Below are 21,822 nucleotides of genomic sequence, written 5' to 3' on the forward strand. Positions count from 1 at the left end.
ATAGAGCTACAAAAGATACTCTAATAAAAAACTTTAAGATATGGGTAGTTTTTGCTTTTATCTATGGCAGGAGTGAAAAGAGAAGAACAAGGAAATATTAGAGCTAAAAGTAGTAAAACTGTTCACGAAAAGCTAAAAAAAGCCTAACCAATAATAAAAGGAGGGTAAGTATAATGGGAACGAAATCAAAGAAAGCCAGTATTATAGTTATTGTGCTGCTGGTTATGTTTGTGGCAATACCAGCATTAGCCTTTACTATAGTAGATTATAACTCGATTGAGTTCTTATCAGGTCAAGAATATATCGTCACTGTAAATGGAAATCAAGTAGAGTTCAATGAACATATAGGCAAACCTGTATTGTTGAAGACAGGAAGAATATTTGTCCCCGTTAGAGTTATTTCCGAAAATATGAGCTATAATGTAGATTGGTCTAGAGATACTTGGGGTGAAGGTATAAGAAAAGTATGGGTTAAAGACAATGAAAAAGAAGTTGAGCTTACTATAGGCTCTGATAAAGCTATAATAGATGGACAGGAAAGATATCTAGACTATGATGCTGATGGGAAGCCTGTAACTGGAGCAAGAGTTTTTGTACATAAAGATAGAATATATGTACCACTTAGATTCATAGCAGAAGTTTTTGAAGCTAAGTTGGAGTATGAAAAATGTGATGATGTGCATTATATAAGTATAAATACTGAGGAAAGCACAGGGGAGAAGGAAGTAAATAAAGCTATTGAGTCTCTTTTAAAGATGGGGCAGGCTAAAAAAGTTCCTGTTCTGCTTTATCATCATATACTTACAGAAGAAGAGATAAAAAACTATGACTGGGAAAATAATTCAAGTGTAATCTCTTTAGAGAATTTTAGGGAGCAGATGGATTATCTTAATGATAATGGATACTATACAGCTATACTTGATGAATTATATGGTTTTTTAAATGGTACTAAGGAACTACCTAAAAGAACAGTAGTCATAACTTTTGATGATGGTTATCTTAGCAATCATATATATGCATACCCTATAATGAAAGAATATGGGCTTAAGGGAACTATATTTATGATAGGAGAAGCATCTATTAATCCTCAAATTCCTTTTAACCCCAAATATCTTCAGTTCATATCAAATAGTGAAATTAAAAATTATGAGGATGTATTTAAATATGGATGCCATACTTACAGCCTTCATAAGGCAAATGAAAATGGTAGGCCATTGTTGATGTCTGCTGAAAAAGATGAGATATTGAGTGATCTAAAAAAGAATAAGGAACTTTGGGAGACAAGCTATATAGCGTATCCACATGGGAAATATAATAAAGATATCATAGCATGTATAAAAGAGCTAGGTTATACAATGGCCTTTACAATAAAACCTGGGTATATTAGTAAGGATTCTGACCGGCTACAACTGCCACGTTTCATTGTATATCCTAGTACTGACTTAAATGAGTTTGCAAAAATTGTAAAAGGTGACTTTTAAGGACATCAGATTACTTAAAAACTAGTATTTTTTCCTAAATTTTAAACCTTTATGATACTCTAATCCAATATTCTATTAGTTTACATAAAAACTTAGAGTTTCCACTTAGAAAATGTGTTAGGACAGATTATTGGCCTATATTCAAGAATCTGTCCTAACACATTTTCTAACAGTATGCTAATGATAATTATATAAGAATGTGGTTAAGTATTTTACTGCAATAGACTTTCTATAGCCTTTGCAACTCCATCACAGTCACTAGTATCAGTGACGAAATCAGCTATTTTTTTAACCTCTTTCAGCAGCTGTTTTTATGGCTACTTTATTTCTTTCAGATATTTCATGCTGACTATTAAGTAATGTCCCATCCATATCAATGGCAATGAGCTTGTATTTCATAAGCACACCTTCCCAACGCTAATAATTAGCCATGTAAAATAACTAGAATTCTATTACTTATTATAACACATGAAGTAAATAATAAAATATGAATTAACTGATATCAATTGTACGAAAGTACTGTGCATCTAACATCTTATAATACAAACTATGGCTTGGATTATAGTTAGTATCATAATCAAATTTATATTATTAATTATTGGCAAATTTAATTAAAATGTGATATTAATATACTTAGTCAGTTTGACAGGATGGGTTGAGAAGAGGATGAAGATGATGGATAGATATAAAAAACTTGCTTCAAATACATTTATTTTTGCAATAGGTACCTTTAGTTCTAAACTACTTGTTTTCTTAATGCTACCACTTTACACAAGAGTATTATCAAGCTCAGAATATGGGAAATTAGACTTAATAGTACAAACTTGTAATATACTAATTCCTATTGTATCGGCAGGTATTTTGAATGCAGTAATCAGGTTTGGTCTTGATAATTCTACTAACAAAAAAAGTGTTTTTTCTATAGGATTAATGATAAACCTTTTAGGAGTTATAGGGCTAATTGTCTTTATGCCTCTATTAAAAAGAATTGATTTTATATCAGAATATATTATGTATGTTTATCTTTTCATATTAATGTCAAGCCTACATTCATTGTGTTCAAATTTTACACGGTCTCAGGAATATATTAGGCTCTATGCACTTGATGGTGTGCTTAGAACTGCATTAACTATTGCTTTAAACATTATTTTTTTAGTAGTATTTAAGTATGGAATTGCTGGATACTTGTTAGCGACTATTATATCAGATTTAATATCAGCAATTATGTTGTTTACTGTGGCAAAGCTTTATAATTATGTTAGCTTAAATTACATTGATAAAACCACCTTTAAAAATATGCTTAAATATTCTATACCCCTTATTCCAACAACCATATCTATATGGATTATCAGCATGTCCGATAGATATATTCTTTCATATATATTAGGAAGTGGAGCAAATGGTTTATATGCAATTGCATATAAGGTGCCTACTATTATAACAATAGTTGCGGGAATTTTTATGGATGCATGGCAAATATCAGCCATAGACGAGTATCAAAAAGGTGATAAAGGCTGGTTCTTTTCTAGGGTATTAAATGTCTATAGCTCCCTTCTATTTTGTGGGGCATCTGTAATTGTGGCTTTTACTAAGTTGATTACTAGATTACTTGCTTCACCAGAATTTTATATAACATGGAGCTATATACCTGTTTTAGTGATGGCAACCCTATTTGCATCCCTAGCTACGTTTTTGGCAAGTATATATATGATGCATAAAAAAAGTGAATATGTTTTTACTACTACTACTATAAGTGCAATTATAAATATAATACTCAATTTACATTTAATACCCAAATATGGAATTCAGGGGGCAACTATAGCAACACTAATAAGCTATATATGTATGTTCATGATAAGAGCAATCAATACTAGGAAATTCATGACCGTATCTTGGAATATACCTAAAATTATCTTAAATATATTTATAATTATGATACAAACCATAATTATACTATTAGAGATAGATAACTGGTTTGTATATGAGATAATATTAGTATCTGTTATAGCTTTGATAAATGCAAAGGATTTATTAATGGGAGCTAGAAGAATCATAAAATAGAGTATTGTTTGACAAGGGAACAAATAATGCTTGTTAACGTCTAAGAATATATAAATTCAAAAATGCATTAAGGATGTGATTTTGTGAAAAAACATAAAACAAGAAATACAATTATTATAGGTCTTATATGTGCAGCAGTGATAATTCCAACAGCTATAAAACTCATAAGTCAACAACCTATATCAGAAAATGGAACAATTGAGAATGAGTTAGATAATAAAAATCCAATTTCTAGTGATGATGTAAAAGGTGACCAAGATACAGAAAAAGAAAATAATCAAGATGAAATCATAGACTATGGAGATGACACATATGAACTAACAGAGGAAGGTATTATTAAACCTGAAGTTGCAGAAAAATTGATTAAAGAAACATCAGAAAGGCTAATTAATGCAATAAAAGATAAAGATGTAGAAACTATATCAGACCTTATTCATCCAGTTAAGGGTGTTAGATTTACTCCTTATACCTGTGTTTCATTGGAGAATGACGTAGTATACAATAAGGACGAGATAAAGAATTTCTTTGAGGATAAAGAAGTTTATGTGTGGGGACATTATGATGGCACAGGAGATGAAATTAAGCTAACACCAAGTGAGTACTATGATAAGTTCATATACTCAGAAGACTTTGTAAATGCCGAAAAGGTTGGATATAATGAAGTACTGAGCAGTGGAAATATGCTAGAGAATCAATTTGAAGTATATGATAATCCTATTATCGTAGAATACTATTTTTCAGGTTTTAATCCAGAGTATGGAGGCATAGATTGGAGAAGTCTTCGCTTAGTATTCGAGCAATATGAAGGTAGCTGGAAGTTAGTGGGTGTTATAAATAATCAGTGGACAATATAATATAACAGTTACTATATTCTATTTTTAGACGTTAAATAAAAAATGGTTTGGAAAGGAATTTGTTGTTATAACAGGATTTTGCTTTTACTTTATACTAAGGATTGGAGGAAAATACTGATGAAAAATTCACTATTAATTAAAAATATCAGTTATTTAGTGACATGTGATGAGCAAGACAGAGTATTTGAAAATGTTAATCTATATATTGAAGATGGAGCCATTAAGTATATAGGAAATGATGCATATAATGCAGATGAAGTAATAGATGGCAAGGATATGATAGTGTATCCGGGACTTATAAATACTCACCATCATTTATACCAAACTTTTACTAGAAATCTTCCACAGGTTCAAAATATGGAGCTATTCGATTGGCTAACGACTCTTTATGAAATATGGAAAGGGTTGAATTCTGATATTATTAGATATAGTACCTACGTAGGGGTTGGAGAGCTAATGAAAAATGGGTGTACAACATGCTTTGACCATCACTATGTATTCCCTCAGGAGGAAAGTGATGAGTTTATAGACATACAATTTCGTACAGCAGAAGAGCTAGGAGTGAGGTTTCATGCATCAAGAGGTAGCATGTCTTTAAGTAAGAAGGATGGAGGACTACCACCTGATTCTGTAGTGCAGACCATAGATAAAATACTATACGATTCAGAAAGACTCATTAAAACCTACCATGATGGTAGCCAGTTTTCTACTAGACAGGTAGTATTAGCACCTTGCTCACCTTTTAGTGTAACAGGAGAACTAATGAAGGAGTCTGCAATACTAGCTAGAAAATATGGAGTAAGACTACACACCCATCTTGCAGAAACTATTGATGAGGAGAAATTTACTACCGAAAAATTTGGAATGAGACCACTAGAATACATGGAGAGCCTAGGCTGGGTTGGAGAAGATGTCTGGTATGCCCATGGTATTCATTTTAATGATGAAGAGCTAAAGGTTCTAGCAAAAACTAAAACAGGAGTCGCTCATTGCCCTGTTTCAAATATGAAGCTGTCATCTGGAGTTGCGAGAATACCTGAAATGCTAGAGATGGATATTCCAGTAGGTCTAGCAGTAGATGGGAGTGCAAGCAATGACGGTTCTAATCTGCTAGAAGAAATGAGAATAGGATACCTACTCCACAGGCTTCATTCTAGTAGAAAAGCACCTACTGGATATGATATGCTGAAGCTAGCTACTAAGGGTGGAGCTAAACTCTTAGGTAGAAATGATATCGGTGAATTATCTATAGGAAAAGCTGGAGATCTATTCATGATAAATAAGAATAGAATTGAGTTTGTAGGAACTCAATACGATCCTAAGTCTTTATTAGGAACGGTTGGTTTTAAAGGAAAAGTAGATTATACAATAGTTGGTGGTAAAATAGTAGTTAAGGACGGAAAGCTTATAAATGTTGATGAAGAAAAAGTAATATACGAAGGCAATAAATTGGTAGAGAAACTTATATCTAACAACTAAATGCATATAGTTACTATAGGTTTTGTGATTTTTTAAGAGTAATCATGGAGATAGGAACCTTGGTTTAAATCAAGGAACCTGTCCCCATGATTATTTAATTTTAGAGATTTATTAAAAAAATATAAAGGAATTTTTATATCTAGTATCGAATATATGTTCTATTAAGCGGAGGTGTAGCAAATGGAAATAAGATGTATTCATACAGGCGATATTCATCTTGGAATGGAATTTAAAAGCGCAAGCTTTGATAATAAACAAGCTAATACAAGAAGATTGGAGCTTTGGGAAACTTTTAATAGGATAATAGATAGATGTAAACAGATAAAAGCACATATTTTACTTATAGCTGGAGACTTATTTGAGGATGAATATTGCTCAGTTGCTGATGTTAAGAGAATAGACTCTAAATTTAGAGAAATAAGTAGTACAAAGGTAGTTATATCTGCAGGAAATCATGATACTCTTGGGAGGAGATCTTTATATAGATTGATTAACTGGGGAGACAATGTTCACATCTTCGAACCAAATAGGATTACTAAACTTGAATTTAATGATTTAAATGCAACAATATGGGGACTTAGCTGGGATAAGAAGTTAGAAAGAGCAAATCTAGTAGATAATATAAAAGCAGAAGATACTAATAAAATTAATATATTACTTGTACATGGAGATGTATTTAACAAGGAGTCAGAGTACCTTCCCATAAATAGAAGCGCCTTATTAAACAGTGGCTTTGATTATGTAGCACTTGGTCATATCCACAAACCACAGTTTATTAGTAGCAGTATTTGTTATTGTGGAAGCCCTGAACCCCTTGATTTTGGAGAAACAGGCAGCCACGGTATTATGGAAGGTACTATTTCAAAAGGTAAAACTAAAATGGCTTTTGTACCTTTTGCTAAAAGAGAATTCATTATTAAAGAAATTTCTATAAATGAGAATATGACCTATAATGAAATAGTAGACAAGATAAAATCTATTGATGATAAGGAGGACATAGCTCTAAACCTTTATAGAGCTATTGTAACAGGTACAAGGGATAATCAAATAAGTTTAAATATTAAGGATATAAAAGAATACTTATTGAGGGAATTTTATTATATAGATATAATTGATAATACTGTTCCTGATTATGACTTAAAGAAACTCTATAAAGAAAACCCAAATAATATAATAGGTTTTTTCATAAAAGAAATGGAAAGACAAGGGTTAGACAATGAAATAGTTAAGAATGCACTATACTATGGACTAGAAGTACTACTAAGCGAGAAGGTGAAAAAATGACTATAAAAGAGCTTTTGCTTACTTCCTTTGGGAAGTTTAAAGGAAAATCTATTACCCTTGAAAATGGATTTAATATTGTATATGGAGAAAATGAAGCTGGTAAAACCACAGTGCATAAATTCATAGAGGGAATGCTTTTTGGTTTTTTTAAGCCATATATAAAGAGAAAAATATATACTGATGACTATGATAGATATCTACCCTGGGATTTTACGGACTATAGTGGAGTCCTTAAATATGAAGTAGGAGACAACATATACAGAATAGAAAGAAATTTTTTAAAGGGAAATGATGAAGTTAAGATAATAGACGATAAAACAGGTGAAGATATTAGCCATCTTTTTGAGTATGATAATGTAACTAGGCTTCATCAGCCTATGTCAATTCATATGGGCTTAAATAGTACAGTATACAACAATACCATATCCATTGGTCAGTTAAAGAGTAAGTCTGATGACACATTAGCAAAGGAAGTCAAGGATAGCCTAATCAATTTAGGAGGAAGTCTTGACGAGGATATTTCTATAAAAAAAGTATTAGAGAAGCTTAATGAGAAGATTAATGATATAGGTACTGAAAAAAGGATTAAGACATCTCCTTATGGTAAAGTTGTTGAAGAAATAGAACAATTGAACAATGAAAGGCAAAGAGCTTATGATATCTCAATAGAAGTAAAGGAGTATCAGGAAAAGGCTAATCTTTTATCAGATGAAATAAGAGCATTAAATGAAAAAAAGACAGAGATAGAAGGAAAGATTAATCTAATTGAAGTTTTCCAAGCCAGAGAAAAATACTTAGAATGTCTAAAGCTTTCAGAAGAGATTAACATTCTAAAAAAACAAATAGAGGAGTTAGAGGAATTTGCTAATTTAAATGATGAGGACTATACCGAGGCTGTTAAATTCCAGCAAGAGATTAAATCATTAAATGATAACAAGGAAGAGTTAAAGGAGAAGCAAGATAAAGTCCTAAATAGGCAAAAAAAGATAAGAACAATAATAGAGCAATTGATTTTTTTTGAAGGAATTGAAGAGGAAGAAATCGAACAATTAATAGCATATTATAACATTATGGAGCAAAAGAAGCAGGATTTAGAGATTACATATGATAGAATAGCCAGTAAGTCCACTGGTGAAATTGATTTTAACTTAAATGATATAAATGAAAAGCTATATAATTATGAAGAGTTAGAAGAAAAGAAAAATAGCCTGTCGTATAATAATGAGTACAATAATATAATGTTTCTAAAAACTAGACTGGATGAAAAATCAAAAAGTCTTAATAGATTAAATCTTTTAAAAATCTTTTCAGCCTTTGGAGCTTTAACAAGTATAATTCTTGGAATCATGTTGTTTAGAGCTATGTATTTTGTAGCTGCAATTCCATTAGCCTTATTAATATATGCCTTTTATTCTTCAAAGGAGCTAAATAACTATATTAATACTTTAAATAATCAGATAGTAGATATTGAAAAAAAGGAAGTACAAAGAGAGAGCAAAATTGAAGAACTAGATAAGGAAATGCAGGATATACTTGATTCATGTGGCTGTAAATCAAAGGCTGAGATAAGAAAGTTAGTAAATGACTTAGGCCAGAGAAATTTTGCAGCAAATGAAGTATTGGAACTTAAGAATAAGAAAAATAGTCTAATAGAAGAAATACAAAAGTTGGAAGACAATATTAAAAAATATCTGAATTTAATAAAAGAGGACTTAGTTTCTTTAGACAATATAAGAAAGTTAAAACACGAATATTCTAAGTTTTTAGAGCACAAGAGACTAGAAGAAAGTACTCAAAATGAGATCGATGACTTGATAAATGAAATAAAAGATATTGAGCTTAAGCAAAAAAACATAGGAAATAGCCTGTTGATGTTGTATAAGAAGAATAATGTAAGCAATATGGATACATTTAAAGAAGGATTAGAAAAAAAGAGAAACTATGAAAAATCTATTCAGCTACTAGAAAGTCAGAAGAGCTTGCTTAGTAACATTCTTGGGGATAAAAACATAGAGTTTTTAAAGAAAAGGTCTGATGATTTTACTGAAACAATAGGACTAGATATAAGAGGGCTTGATAAAGATGACTTATTAGCTAATCTAAAGGACATAAATGATACAATACTAGAAACTAAGAACGAACTTACAAGATTTGAAGAAAAAATCAGAATTCTAAGCTCAACAACTGCTGAACTTGTGCAAATAGAAGAAGAAATAATTAGAAAGAATAGGATTAAGGGGGAATATGAGAAAAACTTATCTTCCCTAGAACTAGCTAGAGATACTATTGATAAAATATCTAGAAATATTCAAAGAGATTTTGCTCCAAGACTAAGTAGTGGAGTAGGAGAAATCATTGAAAAAGTTACAAAAGGAAAGTATACTGATATTAAAATAACTGAGAACCTAGATATAAAAGTTGTAGACCCTATAAGCAATAAAATAGTTGATGTAGACAAACTAAGTGGAGGTACCATAGATCAGCTATACTTTGCACTGAGATTTGGGATTATTGATATTATAAAAGAAGATAATAATCTACCGCTAATCCTAGACGATTGTTTTGTGCAGTATGATATGGATAGAATAGAAAATATACTAGAATTTTTATCTATTGAAAGCCTAAAAAGACAGATAATATTATTTACATGTCATAATAGAGAAAAAGAGATACTTAATAATATGGGTTTTAAATATAATCTAGTTAATCTATAGAATTAGTTGATGTGCTACATTAGCTATAATAAATCTGTAAAACTAGAGCTTTAAAGGTTAATGTTTAACGTTAACCTTAATCTTAATCTTAATCTTAACCTTAACTTAGGCATTGGGGGTGAAATTATGGCTGTGTACGGCATAGCTGATCTTCATTTAGATTCAACAGGAGATAAACCAATGGATATTTTTGGTAACAACTGGGTATCGCATCAAGATAAAATATTTAACAATTGGAGGAATATTGTATCGGAGGATGACATAGTCCTAATTGCTGGGGATATCTCATGGGCACTAAGACTTTCAGAAGCATATGCAGATTTAATGAAAATAGAAAAACTCCCAGGTAATAAGGTTATAACTAGAGGAAACCACGATTATTGGTGGTCTACAAAATCTAAGCTAGAAGGACTTGGGTTTAAGACTATACATTTTTTACACAATGATAGCTTTTTATATAATTCTATTGTTATCTGTGGTGCAAGAGGATGGGCATCAAAGGATAGCGATGAGTTTGATTCACAGGATGAGAAAATATTTTCACGAGAAATAAATAGGTTAGATTTATCTCTTTCTTCTATAAAAGATGATTCTTTTGAGAAAATAGTTATGCTTCATTATCCACCCTTTAACACAGAAAATAAGTCTCCAAATGAATTTGTAGATATTATGAAAAAGTATAATGTAACTAAATGTGTATATGGGCATCTTCATGGGGAGGGGCATAAGCTTGTAGTGGAAGGCAATATAGAGGGAATTGATTTTCATTGTATAGCTTGTGACTATATTAATTTTACACCAAAGGAGATAATTAGGTAGTGACTTTTGATTTTTAGTCTATATATAGAGGTGTAGCTAAAGAGTCCTATCTTACAATAGTAAGGTTAAAGATAAAATAGTTCTAACATATGTGGGGAAATGTGGTATTATAATATTAATATTATAATAAACTGTCAGTCAATTTTTAGGATAGCATTCATGAGCATAAAACAATAAAGGGGGAAACCAGTGTGTTTAGTGCAGAAATAGCATTAAAAAATGAAACAGGTCTTCATGCAAGACCAGCAAGTCAATTTGTTTTTACAGCATCAAAATTTAAGTCTCAAATCAAGGTTATTAAGGATGGAAAAGAATACAATGGCAAAAGTATAATGGGTGTACTTAGTATGGGAGCAAGTAAGGGAACTAATTTGACAATTCAAGCTGAAGGAGAAGATGAAAAAGAAGCTGTTGAAGCGTTAATAGCGCTGATAGACAATGGCTTTGGAGAATAGGGGGGCTTAGTTGTGATTGGCATAGGTGTATCATCTGGAATAGGAATGGGTAAGACCATTATTAAAAAAGAACCGACAATCAAACTAAAGAAGAACCACATTGATAATCCAGAAAGAGAAATTAGTATTCTAAATGATGCAAGAGAAAAAGGAAAAGAACAAATAGAAGCCTTGTATCAGCATGCTTTCAATACTATAGGAAAGAAAGAGGCAGGTATATTTAGAGCTCATAAGATGATACTTGAAGATCCAGACTTCTTTGGACAGATAGAAAGTAAGATAAAAGAAGAAATGGTGAACGCAGAATGGGCTATTTCAGAGGTTGCTAACTTTTTTATTGAAATGTTTGAGGCTATGGAAGATGAGTATATGCGAGAAAGAGTAGCTGACATAAGGGACGTAACAGGAAGGCTAATTAAAATAGTACTTGGAATAGAGGATACAGATTTAAGCAACTTAACAGAACCAGTCATAATAGTGGCTGAGGATTTAACACCATCGGATACTGCTCAAATGGATAGAAAAAAAGTCATTGGATTTATAACTGAAGTAGGTGGAAAAACCTCACATTCGGCTATAATGGCTAGAACACTAGAAATACCTGCTGTAGTTGGTTTGGAAAATGCCACTGAACTAATATCAAATGGAGACTATGTAATATTAGATGGAGATACAGGTAATGTTATTATAAATCCTGAGAGAGAAGTTATTGAAGAATACTCAAGAAAACGAGAAGAATATATTGAATTTAAGAAAAAGCTAGAGGAAATGAGAGGACAAAAAAGTATCACTAAAGATTGCTTTGAAGTTGAGATAGCAGCAAATATCGGGACTCCAAAGGACGTAGAAGGAGTACTGTTAAACGATGGTGAAGGAGTAGGACTATATAGAACTGAATTTTTGTATATGGATAGAGACAGACTACCTACTGAAGAGGAACAGTTTGAAGCATATAAGGAAGTAGCAGTAAAGCTTGAAGGTAGACCTGTAGTTATCAGAACTCTTGATATAGGTGGAGACAAGGAGCTTTCTTATCTTCCATTTCCAAAGGAGATAAATCCATTCTTAGGCTATAGAGCCATAAGACTTTGTCTTGATCAGACAGACATTTTTAGGACACAGTTAAGAGCTTTGCTACGTGCAAGTGCTTACGGAAATATAAAAATCATGTTTCCTATGATTTCTGCAATAGAAGAATTGAGACAAGCTAAGGGCATATTAGAAGATGTAAAAAATGAATTAAGGTCAGAAGGCATAATGTTTAATGAAAACACAGAAGTAGGTATTATGATTGAGGTACCTGCAGCAGCAGTGATGTCTGACTTATTTGCAAAGGAAGTAGATTTCTTTAGTATAGGAACAAACGATTTAATTCAATATACAACTGCAGTTGATAGATGCAATGGAAATATAGCTTATCTATATAACGAGTTTCATCCTGCAGTCTTAAGGCTCATTAAAAAAGTAATAGATAATGGTCATAAAGAAGGAATATGGGTAGGAATGTGTGGAGAAGTAGCGGGAAATCCACAGCTAATTCCAGTTCTCATTGGAATGGGATTAGACGAGTTTAGTATGAGTGCATCCTCTATGCTAAGAGCTAGGTGGATTGTGAATAATCTTAGTAAAAGAGAGATGGAAGGCTTAGTTGATGAAATATTAAAACTTCCAACAGCTGAAGAAGTAAAAGACTTTATTGCTCAAAATGTGAATATAAACTAACACTGAGTTTAGACAGGAAAAGAATGTTAGTATCTTTGCCTGTCTTTTTCATTACTCTTAATTAGTTTGGATTTTAATTCAGAATAGTTTACGTTATTTAGAAATCTAGTTAGTTCATCTATTTTCTTTTTACGTATTTTAATAACTACAAAAAACATATAAAATATAACTAGTATAGCCAATATTAGATGCAACATTTATATACCTCCTTAGATTCTATAGTTGACAATCTTTAAAATAATAATACATATGGAAAGGGGAACAAAATGGTAAAAGAACTAGAAGTAAAGGTGCTAGGTATTGATAAAAAGGATATTGAAGGGAAACTAGAGAAGCTAGGCGCAAAGCTATTGAGTAAGGAATATCAAGTCAATACATTATACGATTCAGGGGATAAGATTATCGAAAAGCTAGGAGATGGATATTTAAGAATAAGAGAAACTAAAGATTTAATAACAGGCAATGTGGAGATTTTTTTTACACTAAAAAAGAATGTATCAAGTGATATGGCAAGAGAAAATTTAGAAATCGAAACAATGGTTACAGATAAAAAAGCACTTAATAGCATACTTGAACATCTAAATATTAAAGTAATACATGAAGGTACTAAGGAAAGAATCTCATATTTGTATGATGATATAAGATTTGATATAGACACCTGGGACAAAGCTACTTATCCATATCCATATTTAGAAATAGAAGTAACCAAAAAAGAAGATATAAAAAGAGCTGCTGAGCTTTTAGAATTAGAGGAAGAGAGTATAACCACAAAATCACTTCGAGAGCTTAGAGAAGAGATAGGATTAGAGAAGATATAAAGTTTACTTCAAAAGAGTTGGGGGGAGGAGCAAAGGTGAAAAGATACTCTAGAAACATGAATATGCTATCACCTGAAGAAAACGCTAGTCTTAGCAAATTCAAGGTTTGTATAATTGGCTGTGGTGGCTTAGGTGGATATATTATTGAGATGCTTGCAAGGTTAGGGATTGGACACCTAACTGTAGTTGATGGAGATGTATTCGAAGAGTCAAACTTAAATAGACAACTTCTATCAGATATGGACTCATTAGGAAAATCAAAGGCTCTAATAGCTAAGGACAGAATAAATAAAGTAAATCCATTAATTAACGTAAAGGCTGTAAGTGAAAGATTAACAGAAGATAATGGTTTAGAAATATTAGCAGGTCATGATGTAATAGTAGATGCATTAGATAATATAGATACTAGATTGCTTATTCAAAAACAAGCTGAAGAACTTAGGATTCCACTTGTACATGGGGCTATAGCTGGTTGGTATGGACAGGTATCAACTATATTCCCAGGAGATAGGACACTGGATTTGTTGTATTCAAACAGCGGAAGTAAGGGATTAGAAGAAGAACTTGGGAATCCCTCATTTACCCCTGCATTAGTAGCATCTATAGAGGTAAGTGAAGTGCTGAAAATTCTCATAAATAGAGGAGATTTACTGAGAAGAAAGTTACTTATAATCAATACCTTAAATCAGGATTATGAGGTAATTAATCTCTAATACTAAATCAATCACCTTTATATTTTAAAGGCATAAAATAAATTAATGAATATTGCAACTTAAAGTATAAGGTGGTTATAAGTATGGAAGACAATAGAAGTGAAGTCTTACAGGATTTAGCTATATTAGCCTTACCTATTTTGGTTTTTATCTTGATTGAAAAAAGTGGAGTTTTTGGAACAGAAGTAAATTATACAAGAAATTACCATAACAAAATCAGGATGCTTAAAGAAATAAGCCCATATTTTTTAGAGGAAGACCAAGTTGTTTTAGGTAAGGTACAGGACATCTTTGAAATACTTAATAGGTTTAACAGAATAATCAATAATGACTATCAGGAAAATGTTAGAGCTTTAAATCAAGACTTGTCAATGATGGACAGAAAAGAAATGATAATATCTAAATTAGCAAATTACTTAGATGACAATAGAAGGAAGCTAGCAGAAAATGTTGTGGGAACTAAACAGAACATATTCAAGACAAAAGAAAATCTAGAGAGATATTCTCAAATAGTATCTACACAAAACACAGATAAGCTGACATCTATGCTAAAATTAGCAAAATCCATAGAACCCATAATGCCAGATAAAGGGAAAGCCCAGCTAAGGAAAATTGAAAAGATAATAGATATTATAAAAGCCTCTGACAATGAATTTAAGCCTTATTATTAGAGAGGCTTTTCTTACTGTTATTAATTTTTATCCTTGAAGGATTTTAAATAGGTATGTTGAATAAATAATAGATAAGGACTAAAGCTAATTAAGAGGAATCGAACTATTGAGCTATTACCCAATAAGATAGGATGATTTATTTGATGACCACAATAGGAGGGGGAACCTTGGACAGGATAGCGATTATATCAGACATTCATGGAAACACACCTGCATTAAAAGCAGTTTTAGATGATATAAGAAAAAAGGAAGTTAGTAAAATTATTTGTCTAGGAGATTTGGCTGGGAAAGGTCCTAATCCTGCTGAAGTAGTAGATATCATTAGAAGAGAGTGTAATGAAGTGCTTATGGGTAACTGGGATAAGATGATATCGGAAGAAAGTGATTATGCAATGGTTAAATGGGCTAGAGAAAAACTAGGGCAGGAAAGACTAGATTATATCAAGAAGTTACCCTTCTCGCTAGACTTTTATATAAGCGGTAGACTCATAAGATTGTTTCATGCTTCACCTCAGGGGATTTTTCATAGAGTACATAGACATAGCCCTTTAGAAAAGATACTTGGAATGTTTGATAATACAGAAAATACAGGAAAACTCTTTGGAGATCAGAGCCCAGATATAATTGGATATGGAGATATACATGGCGCATATATCAGTTATTTTGATGATAAGGTTATATTTAATGTTGGCAGTGTAGGTAATCCGCTAGATATGACATTAGCTTCCTATGTAATATTAGAAGGCGAATATAATGGCAGGGATAATAAAGGATTTCAGGTTAACTTTATAAGGGTACCCTATGATGTAGAGTTAGCTATAAGATTAGCAAAAGATTCTAATATGCCAGAAACAGATGCATATATTAATGAACTGAGAACAGGAAGGTATAGGGGTAGAAAATAATAGGTTTAGAATTAAAAATTAAATCCGGTAGGTGGTACTAATGAGCAATTCAATTATTAATTTCACACTTTTTAGCCCAATTAATAATTTTATGTTTTCATTTGCTCCAGTATTTATTATGATTATTTTTATTGTAGTTATCTTAATGTTTATAATAAATGCTGTTAAGGGAGTCAAGCAATGGAGCTATAATAATGCTCAGCCACTTCTTATTGTAGATGTAGAGATAGTTTCTAAAAGAATAAATGTATCACATCATCATCATAACAATAACAATCATACGCATCATCATAGCTCTACTTCATATTATGTTACCTTTCAAGTTGAGAGCGGAGACAGAATGGAATTCCAGATTCCAGGTAATGAATATGGGTTAATGACAGAAGGAGATAGGGGGAAGTTAAAATTTCAAGGTACTAGATATTTAGGATTTGAAAGGTTTAAATAGGTGACATAATACAATTTTTATGAGAAACTTGGGAAAAGTTTATGTAGATGAGGAACTATTCTATAAAGATGGTAAGCTTTTTATTTTATATTGTAGAAAAGAGAATCCAGATTTGAGAATGAAAAGTTACAATTAATTTTGTTACAAAAAATTAACAAAAATTAGATAGCCTTTACTATGGTTTATGATAACAGGAAGATTAGGGTAGAGCCAGTATTTCCACAATTCTAAGCCTTGTAAAGGTCTATTTTTTGTTAGAAAATTTATTCTTTTAAAGAAGGAAAAATTATTCGAGTATCGAAATAAACATATTATGTACAATACTAAGTAATTTCGATATTATTCAGAAATTACAGAATTAACAAAAAACGTACAATAGATTTAAGGGGGTTAATAAATGTTAAGCAGAGCAATTATAGAAGATGTTTTAACTGCTGCACTTTCAACAGGTGGAGACTTTGCAGAAATCTTTGTAGAAGACAGATTTAACACAGGCCTTCTATTTGTAGGGGGTAAGGTCGAAGGAGGCATATCAGGAAGAGATTTTGGTGTAGGTATAAGAATATTCTATGGGTTGAATAGTATTTATGCTTATACTAATGACTCATCTAAAGAGAATTTAGTTAAGGTTGCCAAGGAGGCAGCTACAGCTATAAAAGGCAACAGTATTCATCAGGTCTTAGATTTTACTAAGGCTGAGATAAATAATATTCATCCTATTAAACTACTTCCAAGTAGTATTAATAAGTCACAAAAGGTTGAATTGATGAAGAGGGCTTACAATGCGGCTAAAAATTATGACGAGGTTATAAGCCAAGTCACAGTCAGATATCTAGACAATGAGCAAAATGTGCTTATTGCTAACTCTGAAGGGCTATATGCAGAGGATAAGAGAACACGTACTAGAACAGCTATTTTAGCAGTTGCATCTGCAAATGGAGAGATGCAGTCAGGCTTCTATGGTCCTGGAGCACATATGGGCTTTGAATTCTATGACAAGATTAACATAGAGGATTACGCTAAGGAAGCAGCTAGAATAGCAAAGACAATGGTATTTGCGGATTTATGTCCAAGTGGAAAAATGCCTGTTGTCATAGATAATGAGTTTGGTGGAGTTATTTTCCATGAAGCATGTGGACATGGATTGGAAGCTACTTCTGTAGCCAAGGGTACATCAGTATTTGCTGGAAAACTTGGTGAAAAGGTAGCATCAGAAGTAGTGACTGCTATAGATGATGGAACTATACCAAATGCTTGGGGCTCACAAAACATAGACGATGAAGGAACAAAGACTAAGAAAAATGTTCTAATAGAAAATGGAATATTAAAAGGTTATATGATTGATAAGCTTAATGGAAGAAAGATGGGAATGGAGTCTACAGGTTCTGGTAGAAGAGAATCCTACAAATATGCTCCAACATCAAGAATGACAAATACCTACATAGCAAATGGAAGTTCAACTAAAGAAGAAATAATTGCTAACACAGAGTATGGTTTATATGCAAGATATATGGGTGGTGGTTCTGTAAACCCTGCAACTGGTGATTTTAACTTTGCAGTAAGCGAAGGATATATTATCAGAAATGGAAAGATAGCAGAACCAGTTAGAGGGGCAACACTTATAGGAACTGGGCTAGAAGTTCTTAAGCAAATAGATATGGTAGGCAACAATCTTGACTTTGGTCAAGGCATGTGTGGTTCAGCTAGTGGCTCTATACCTACAGATGTAGGGCAACCTACTATAAGGGTTAAATCAATAACAGTAGGTGGAAGAAAGGGTGGTCAATAATGTCAAATAGAGAATTAATAGAAAAAATATTTAGTAGAGGAAAAGAATTAGGCTTAGGAGATATGGAAATATATATCCAAGGAAATAAGCAGTTTGATACAAGAATTTTTGAAGGAGAAATAGATAAATATAGTATATCCGATGAAACAGGTCTGTCTTTTAGAGGTATGTATAACGGGAAAATGGGATATTCATATACAGAAAAGGTAGATGAATCTTCAATAGATATGCTTATAAAAGAAGCTATAGAAAATGCAGTTACCATAGATAGTGAAGATAAAGAAGAAATATTTGCAGGCTCAAAAGAGTATAAGGAAGTAAGCACATATAATAGTGAACTTGAAAATGTAACTACAGAACAGAAAATAGAGTTTGCAAAAACTATGGAGAAGGCTGCTTTTGAGGCAGATAAGCGTGTAACATCTGTTAGCTACTGTCTATATGATGAAATAACGGGATATAGCTTGCTTGCAAATACTAAAGGATTAAACCTTGAAAATAAATATAATTTAGCTCAAGCTTATATTGCTGTTGTAGTAAAAGAGGGAGACGATGTAAAAACAGGTGCAAATTTTGTTATAAGCAATGATTTCTCAAAATTTAACCCAGAGGAGTTAGCATCAGTTGCAGTAAAAGAAGCATTATCCATGTTAGGAGCTGAAAGCATAGATTCAGGGAACTATCCTGTAATACTTAGAAACGATGTGGCTGCTAGTATATTACAGGCATTTTCATCAGTTTTTATAGCTGAAAATGTGCAAAAGAATTTATCCTTGCTAAAAGGAAAGCTTAATGAGCAAATAGCAAATGAACTTATAAGTATAGTAGACGATCCATTCTTAAAGGATGGAGTAGCATCAACCCCATTTGATGGTGAGGGGGTAGCTACCAAGTATAAAAAAGTTATAGATAAGGGAGTATTAAAAACTTATCTTCACAACTCTAAAACTGCTAGAAAAGACGGTGTTGAGTCTACAGGAAATGCTAGTAAAAGCTCATATAAGTCATCAGGTTCTATTTCACCTACAAATATGTATATTGAAAATGGTAACACTAGCATTGAAGAAATGATTTATAATACAGAACATGGTATTATGATAATTGATGTTCAAGGACTTCATTCTGGTTTAAATACAGTATCTGGAGACTTTTCGCTTTCAGCATATGGCTATTTAATAGAAAAAGGCAAAATTGCTAGACCGGTAAATCAAATTACAATAGCAGGTAATTTATATGAAGTACTAAAGAGTATTGAAGCAGTTGGGAATGATCTGAAATTTGGCTTCCCAAGCTCTGGATATATAGGTTCACCATCACTTAAGGTTAGCAGTTTAGCAATTGCAGGTAAATAGGTAATTGAGTAAAATAACCAAAACAAAAGGGTAGTCTATTGATTACCCTTTTGTTTTGGTCATTAATTAACTATCAACTCTATGTCTATCTCTAAACAATAAACTAATGCAGTAAATTCCCGCTAATCCTACTAGTCCATATACTATTCTGCTTAAAAGAGCATCTTGCCCCCCAAAAATGTTTGCCACAAGGTCAAATTGAAATAAAGAGATTAGACCCCAGTTTAATGCTCCTATAATAACTAAAACTAATGCCAATGTATCCATAATATCACTCCTTATAATATATCTAAGTACATAAGTTATTATTTCTATTTAATTGGTTTATTATACCTATGACTTTGTCGTTTTTTAAGGATATTCATACGTTTTTTTGTTTACACTCAAACCTTGCTAATAAAAAGTAACAATTTTTAGAACAAAGAATAATATGTAGTATGAACAGTGGGTTACATAGTCTTGACCCAAAAGTTAATATTTATATATAAAGGGGAGGATATCATGTCATTAGAAATTAGCAGCAATATGCCATCAGAAGTTGAAGCGGTTAAATTTGACGATAGCAATGAAACTCTGCTATTTTTCTTCCTATTGCTAGTACTCATTTTTTGCAACTGTCCTTTGTTTGACGATATGGAAGAAAGCTTACTTTTCTTTTTCTTGATACTAGTATTTATATTCAACAGATGCTTCTCTTGGTAAGTACAATTATCAATTAATTTTAAAAAACAGGCTTCAATTATTTTTATTGAAACCTGTTTTTTAATTTTACATAAAAATCATTTTAATACTTTTTTTATTGTTTTTTTGGTTAAACTAAATACACTGGGAGGTGTATTTTAATATGAAGAAATATTTTTTAATATTGCTAGTTCTAGTATTGTTTCTCACATCATGTGCTCCAAGAGGACAAAATAAACCTCAACTGCCTAACAATCAAGTTCAAAATAATCCAGAAATCAATACTGAAGAGGGAGGTGTTGGAGGAGAAGAAATTGTTCAAGATGATGATATAGAATCTGATATAAATTATATTGACATTGATGAAGATAGGGAAATCACAAATACCTATATAAATATGGCTGGAGAGAAAAAAGATATTACATTTCAGCAAAATAGTATGGCAAATAGCACAAATAGATTTAACTCAGAGAACCTTGCTAATAATTTAAGTTCTATTGGGGCTCAGATGTATGCTACTCAAATACCAGATGAAATAGATGTAGATATAAGATACCATAACTACGATATACCTTATGACTATTTGCTAATTACATCTGATAATGTCAATATCTATGAAAATCCAACATTTGATTCTGCGGTTCTAGGAAAAGCAACACAGTATTCTAAGATAAAGCTTGAAGCAAGAGCTAACATAAATAACGCAAATATTACACAAGTATGGTATTTAATATCTTGGCTAGAAAACGGAGAGACGGTCTATGGGTATATAACAGGTGAATCAGGCACACCTAGAAGGTTTAGATTTGATGATATGATTGATGAAATTGGAAGATTAGAGGAGGCTTTAGCTCAGTTTCCATACGGATATATATCTAACTACAAAAATAAAAATGGCTCACCACCACTTAAGGATGGAAAGGCTATTGATGAATTTGGAATTCAAGCTTATCAAAGCGCACCAGCCTATTATGACCCCGAAAACCTAAATGAATTTAGATATTTTCCTGATGGGATGATAGTATCTATTCTTGATGAGGCAGAAGGACATTTTAAGGTCAGAAATTTAGTTTATGATGGGGAGTTTTGGATACCTAAGAACTTCATTTCATTTGATGACAATCTAGATAGATTAGAGAAGGCTGTAGTAGTAGATAAAATAAATCAAAATCAAGCTTTATTTGAAAATAGAAATGGTAGATGGACTATGATTTCATATACACTTGCAACAACAGGTGTACCAGATAATAACAAATATGAGACTCCCACTGGCAGTTTTAAGGTGCTACAAAAAAGGGACAGATTTTATTTTCTAGACTATAGCACTGGAGAGTTAGGTGGATATGCACCTTATGGTACAAGATTTTCAGCTGGAGCATATATACATGGAATACCAGTTAACTTTGTGAAAGAAAATGGAGAAAATGTTGACCCAGGAATGAAAGAGTACCTATTAACAATAGGAACTACTCCTAGGTCAGCAAAATGTGTGAGAAACTATACTAGTCATGCAAAGTTTCTATATGATTGGGCTGACTTAAATGATACTGCAGTAATTGTGATTGATTAGTTTAAA

Annotated in this window: 20 protein-coding genes and 1 pseudogene; 18 read left to right on the plus strand and 3 right to left on the minus strand. The window is 32.0% G+C overall.

What is annotated here, in order from left to right; genetic code table 11:
• Positions 1-173 precede the first annotated feature (173 nt).
• On the plus strand, positions 174-1,481 hold the full coding sequence (locus DW1_RS04305) for a stalk domain-containing protein (RefSeq protein WP_074349408.1): 1,308 nt from the start codon (positions 174-176) through the stop codon (positions 1,479-1,481).
• Between the two features lie 291 nt (positions 1,482-1,772).
• Here DW1_RS04305 and DW1_RS04310 read toward each other — a convergent pair.
• Positions 1,773-1,880 (minus strand): annotated as a pseudogene (locus DW1_RS04310) (HAD hydrolase family protein); the annotation flags it as partial.
• Positions 1,881-2,156: 276 nt separating this feature from the next.
• Here DW1_RS04310 and DW1_RS04315 point away from each other — a divergent pair.
• From DW1_RS04315 to ptsP, 8 genes are all read left to right on the plus strand, one after another.
• Positions 2,157-3,542 (plus strand): lipopolysaccharide biosynthesis protein, encoded by a 1,386-nt coding sequence (locus DW1_RS04315; RefSeq protein WP_159433546.1) that lies wholly within the window; start codon positions 2,157-2,159, stop codon positions 3,540-3,542.
• Between the two features lie 83 nt (positions 3,543-3,625).
• Entirely contained in the window at positions 3,626-4,396 is a 771-nt protein-coding gene (locus DW1_RS04320; protein ID WP_074349410.1) for a hypothetical protein, read from the plus strand.
• Positions 4,397-4,513: 117 nt separating this feature from the next.
• Positions 4,514-5,875: an 8-oxoguanine deaminase gene (locus DW1_RS04325; RefSeq protein ID WP_074349411.1), complete on the plus strand. Its 1,362-nt coding sequence runs from the start codon at positions 4,514-4,516 to the stop codon at positions 5,873-5,875.
• 180 nt (positions 5,876-6,055) lie between these two features.
• Positions 6,056-7,159, plus strand: coding sequence for a metallophosphoesterase family protein (locus tag DW1_RS04330; protein WP_074349412.1), 1,104 nt, complete (start codon positions 6,056-6,058; stop codon positions 7,157-7,159).
• Entirely contained in the window at positions 7,156-9,873 is a 2,718-nt protein-coding gene (locus tag DW1_RS04335) for an AAA family ATPase (RefSeq protein ID WP_074349413.1), read from the plus strand. Before DW1_RS04330 ends, DW1_RS04335 begins: the two co-directional genes overlap by 4 nt.
• Before the next feature lie 126 nt (positions 9,874-9,999).
• The gene (locus DW1_RS04340; protein WP_074349414.1) at positions 10,000-10,692 is read left to right on the plus strand and encodes a metallophosphoesterase; all 693 of its coding nucleotides are present in this window, start codon (positions 10,000-10,002) and stop codon (positions 10,690-10,692) included.
• Positions 10,693-10,883: 191 nt separating this feature from the next.
• On the plus strand, positions 10,884-11,147 hold the full coding sequence (locus DW1_RS04345) for an HPr family phosphocarrier protein (protein ID WP_074349415.1): 264 nt from the start codon (positions 10,884-10,886) through the stop codon (positions 11,145-11,147).
• 12 nt (positions 11,148-11,159) lie between these two features.
• Positions 11,160-12,869, plus strand: coding sequence for a phosphoenolpyruvate--protein phosphotransferase (gene ptsP / locus DW1_RS04350; RefSeq protein ID WP_074349416.1), 1,710 nt, complete (start codon positions 11,160-11,162; stop codon positions 12,867-12,869).
• A 26-nt stretch (positions 12,870-12,895) separates the two neighbouring features.
• On the opposite strand, the gene DW1_RS15450 is transcribed toward ptsP, so the two are convergent.
• Positions 12,896-13,066, minus strand: a complete 171-nt coding sequence (locus tag DW1_RS15450; protein WP_159433547.1) for a hypothetical protein — start codon at positions 13,064-13,066, stop codon at positions 12,896-12,898.
• A gap of 69 nt (positions 13,067-13,135) precedes the next feature.
• Here DW1_RS15450 and DW1_RS04355 point away from each other — a divergent pair, with 69 nt between their 5' ends.
• From DW1_RS04355 to DW1_RS04385, 7 genes are all read left to right on the plus strand, one after another.
• Positions 13,136-13,687 carry a class IV adenylate cyclase gene (locus tag DW1_RS04355; protein WP_074349417.1) on the plus strand — a complete coding sequence of 184 codons (552 nt, stop codon included), beginning with the start codon at positions 13,136-13,138 and terminating at the stop codon, positions 13,685-13,687.
• A gap of 35 nt (positions 13,688-13,722) precedes the next feature.
• Positions 13,723-14,400 carry a HesA/MoeB/ThiF family protein gene (locus tag DW1_RS04360; protein WP_074349418.1) on the plus strand — a complete coding sequence of 226 codons (678 nt, stop codon included), beginning with the start codon at positions 13,723-13,725 and terminating at the stop codon, positions 14,398-14,400.
• Positions 14,401-14,483: 83 nt separating this feature from the next.
• On the plus strand, positions 14,484-15,071 hold the full coding sequence (locus DW1_RS04365; RefSeq protein ID WP_074349419.1) for a hypothetical protein: 588 nt from the start codon (positions 14,484-14,486) through the stop codon (positions 15,069-15,071).
• Positions 15,072-15,238: 167 nt separating this feature from the next.
• Entirely contained in the window at positions 15,239-15,976 is a 738-nt protein-coding gene (locus DW1_RS04370) for a metallophosphoesterase family protein (protein WP_074349420.1), read from the plus strand.
• Between the two features lie 40 nt (positions 15,977-16,016).
• On the plus strand, positions 16,017-16,424 hold the full coding sequence (locus DW1_RS04375) for a DUF2500 domain-containing protein (RefSeq protein WP_083605533.1): 408 nt from the start codon (positions 16,017-16,019) through the stop codon (positions 16,422-16,424).
• Positions 16,425-16,821: 397 nt separating this feature from the next.
• Positions 16,822-18,213 (plus strand): TldD/PmbA family protein, encoded by a 1,392-nt coding sequence (locus tag DW1_RS04380; protein ID WP_074349421.1) that lies wholly within the window; start codon positions 16,822-16,824, stop codon positions 18,211-18,213.
• Positions 18,213-19,565, plus strand: coding sequence for a TldD/PmbA family protein (locus tag DW1_RS04385; protein WP_074349422.1), 1,353 nt, complete (start codon positions 18,213-18,215; stop codon positions 19,563-19,565). The genes DW1_RS04380 and DW1_RS04385 overlap by 1 nt, the downstream gene beginning before the upstream one ends.
• Positions 19,566-19,631: 66 nt before the next feature.
• Here the strand turns inward: DW1_RS04385 and DW1_RS04390 are convergent, their stop codons facing one another.
• Positions 19,632-19,832, minus strand: a complete 201-nt coding sequence (locus DW1_RS04390) for a DUF378 domain-containing protein (RefSeq protein WP_074349423.1) — start codon at positions 19,830-19,832, stop codon at positions 19,632-19,634.
• Positions 19,833-20,066: 234 nt separating this feature from the next.
• Between DW1_RS04390 and DW1_RS04395 the strand changes: the two genes are divergently transcribed.
• Complete coding sequence (locus DW1_RS04395; protein WP_074349424.1) at positions 20,067-20,267, plus strand: hypothetical protein; 201 nt, start codon at positions 20,067-20,069, stop codon at positions 20,265-20,267.
• 142 nt (positions 20,268-20,409) lie between these two features.
• Positions 20,410-21,816: a L,D-transpeptidase gene (locus DW1_RS04400; RefSeq protein ID WP_074349425.1), complete on the plus strand. Its 1,407-nt coding sequence runs from the start codon at positions 20,410-20,412 to the stop codon at positions 21,814-21,816.
• The last annotated feature ends 6 nt before the right edge of the window (positions 21,817-21,822 follow it).

The sequence above is a fragment of the Proteiniborus sp. DW1 genome (assembly GCF_900095305.1).
Classification (GTDB): Bacteria; Bacillota; Clostridia; order Tissierellales; family Proteiniboraceae; genus Proteiniborus.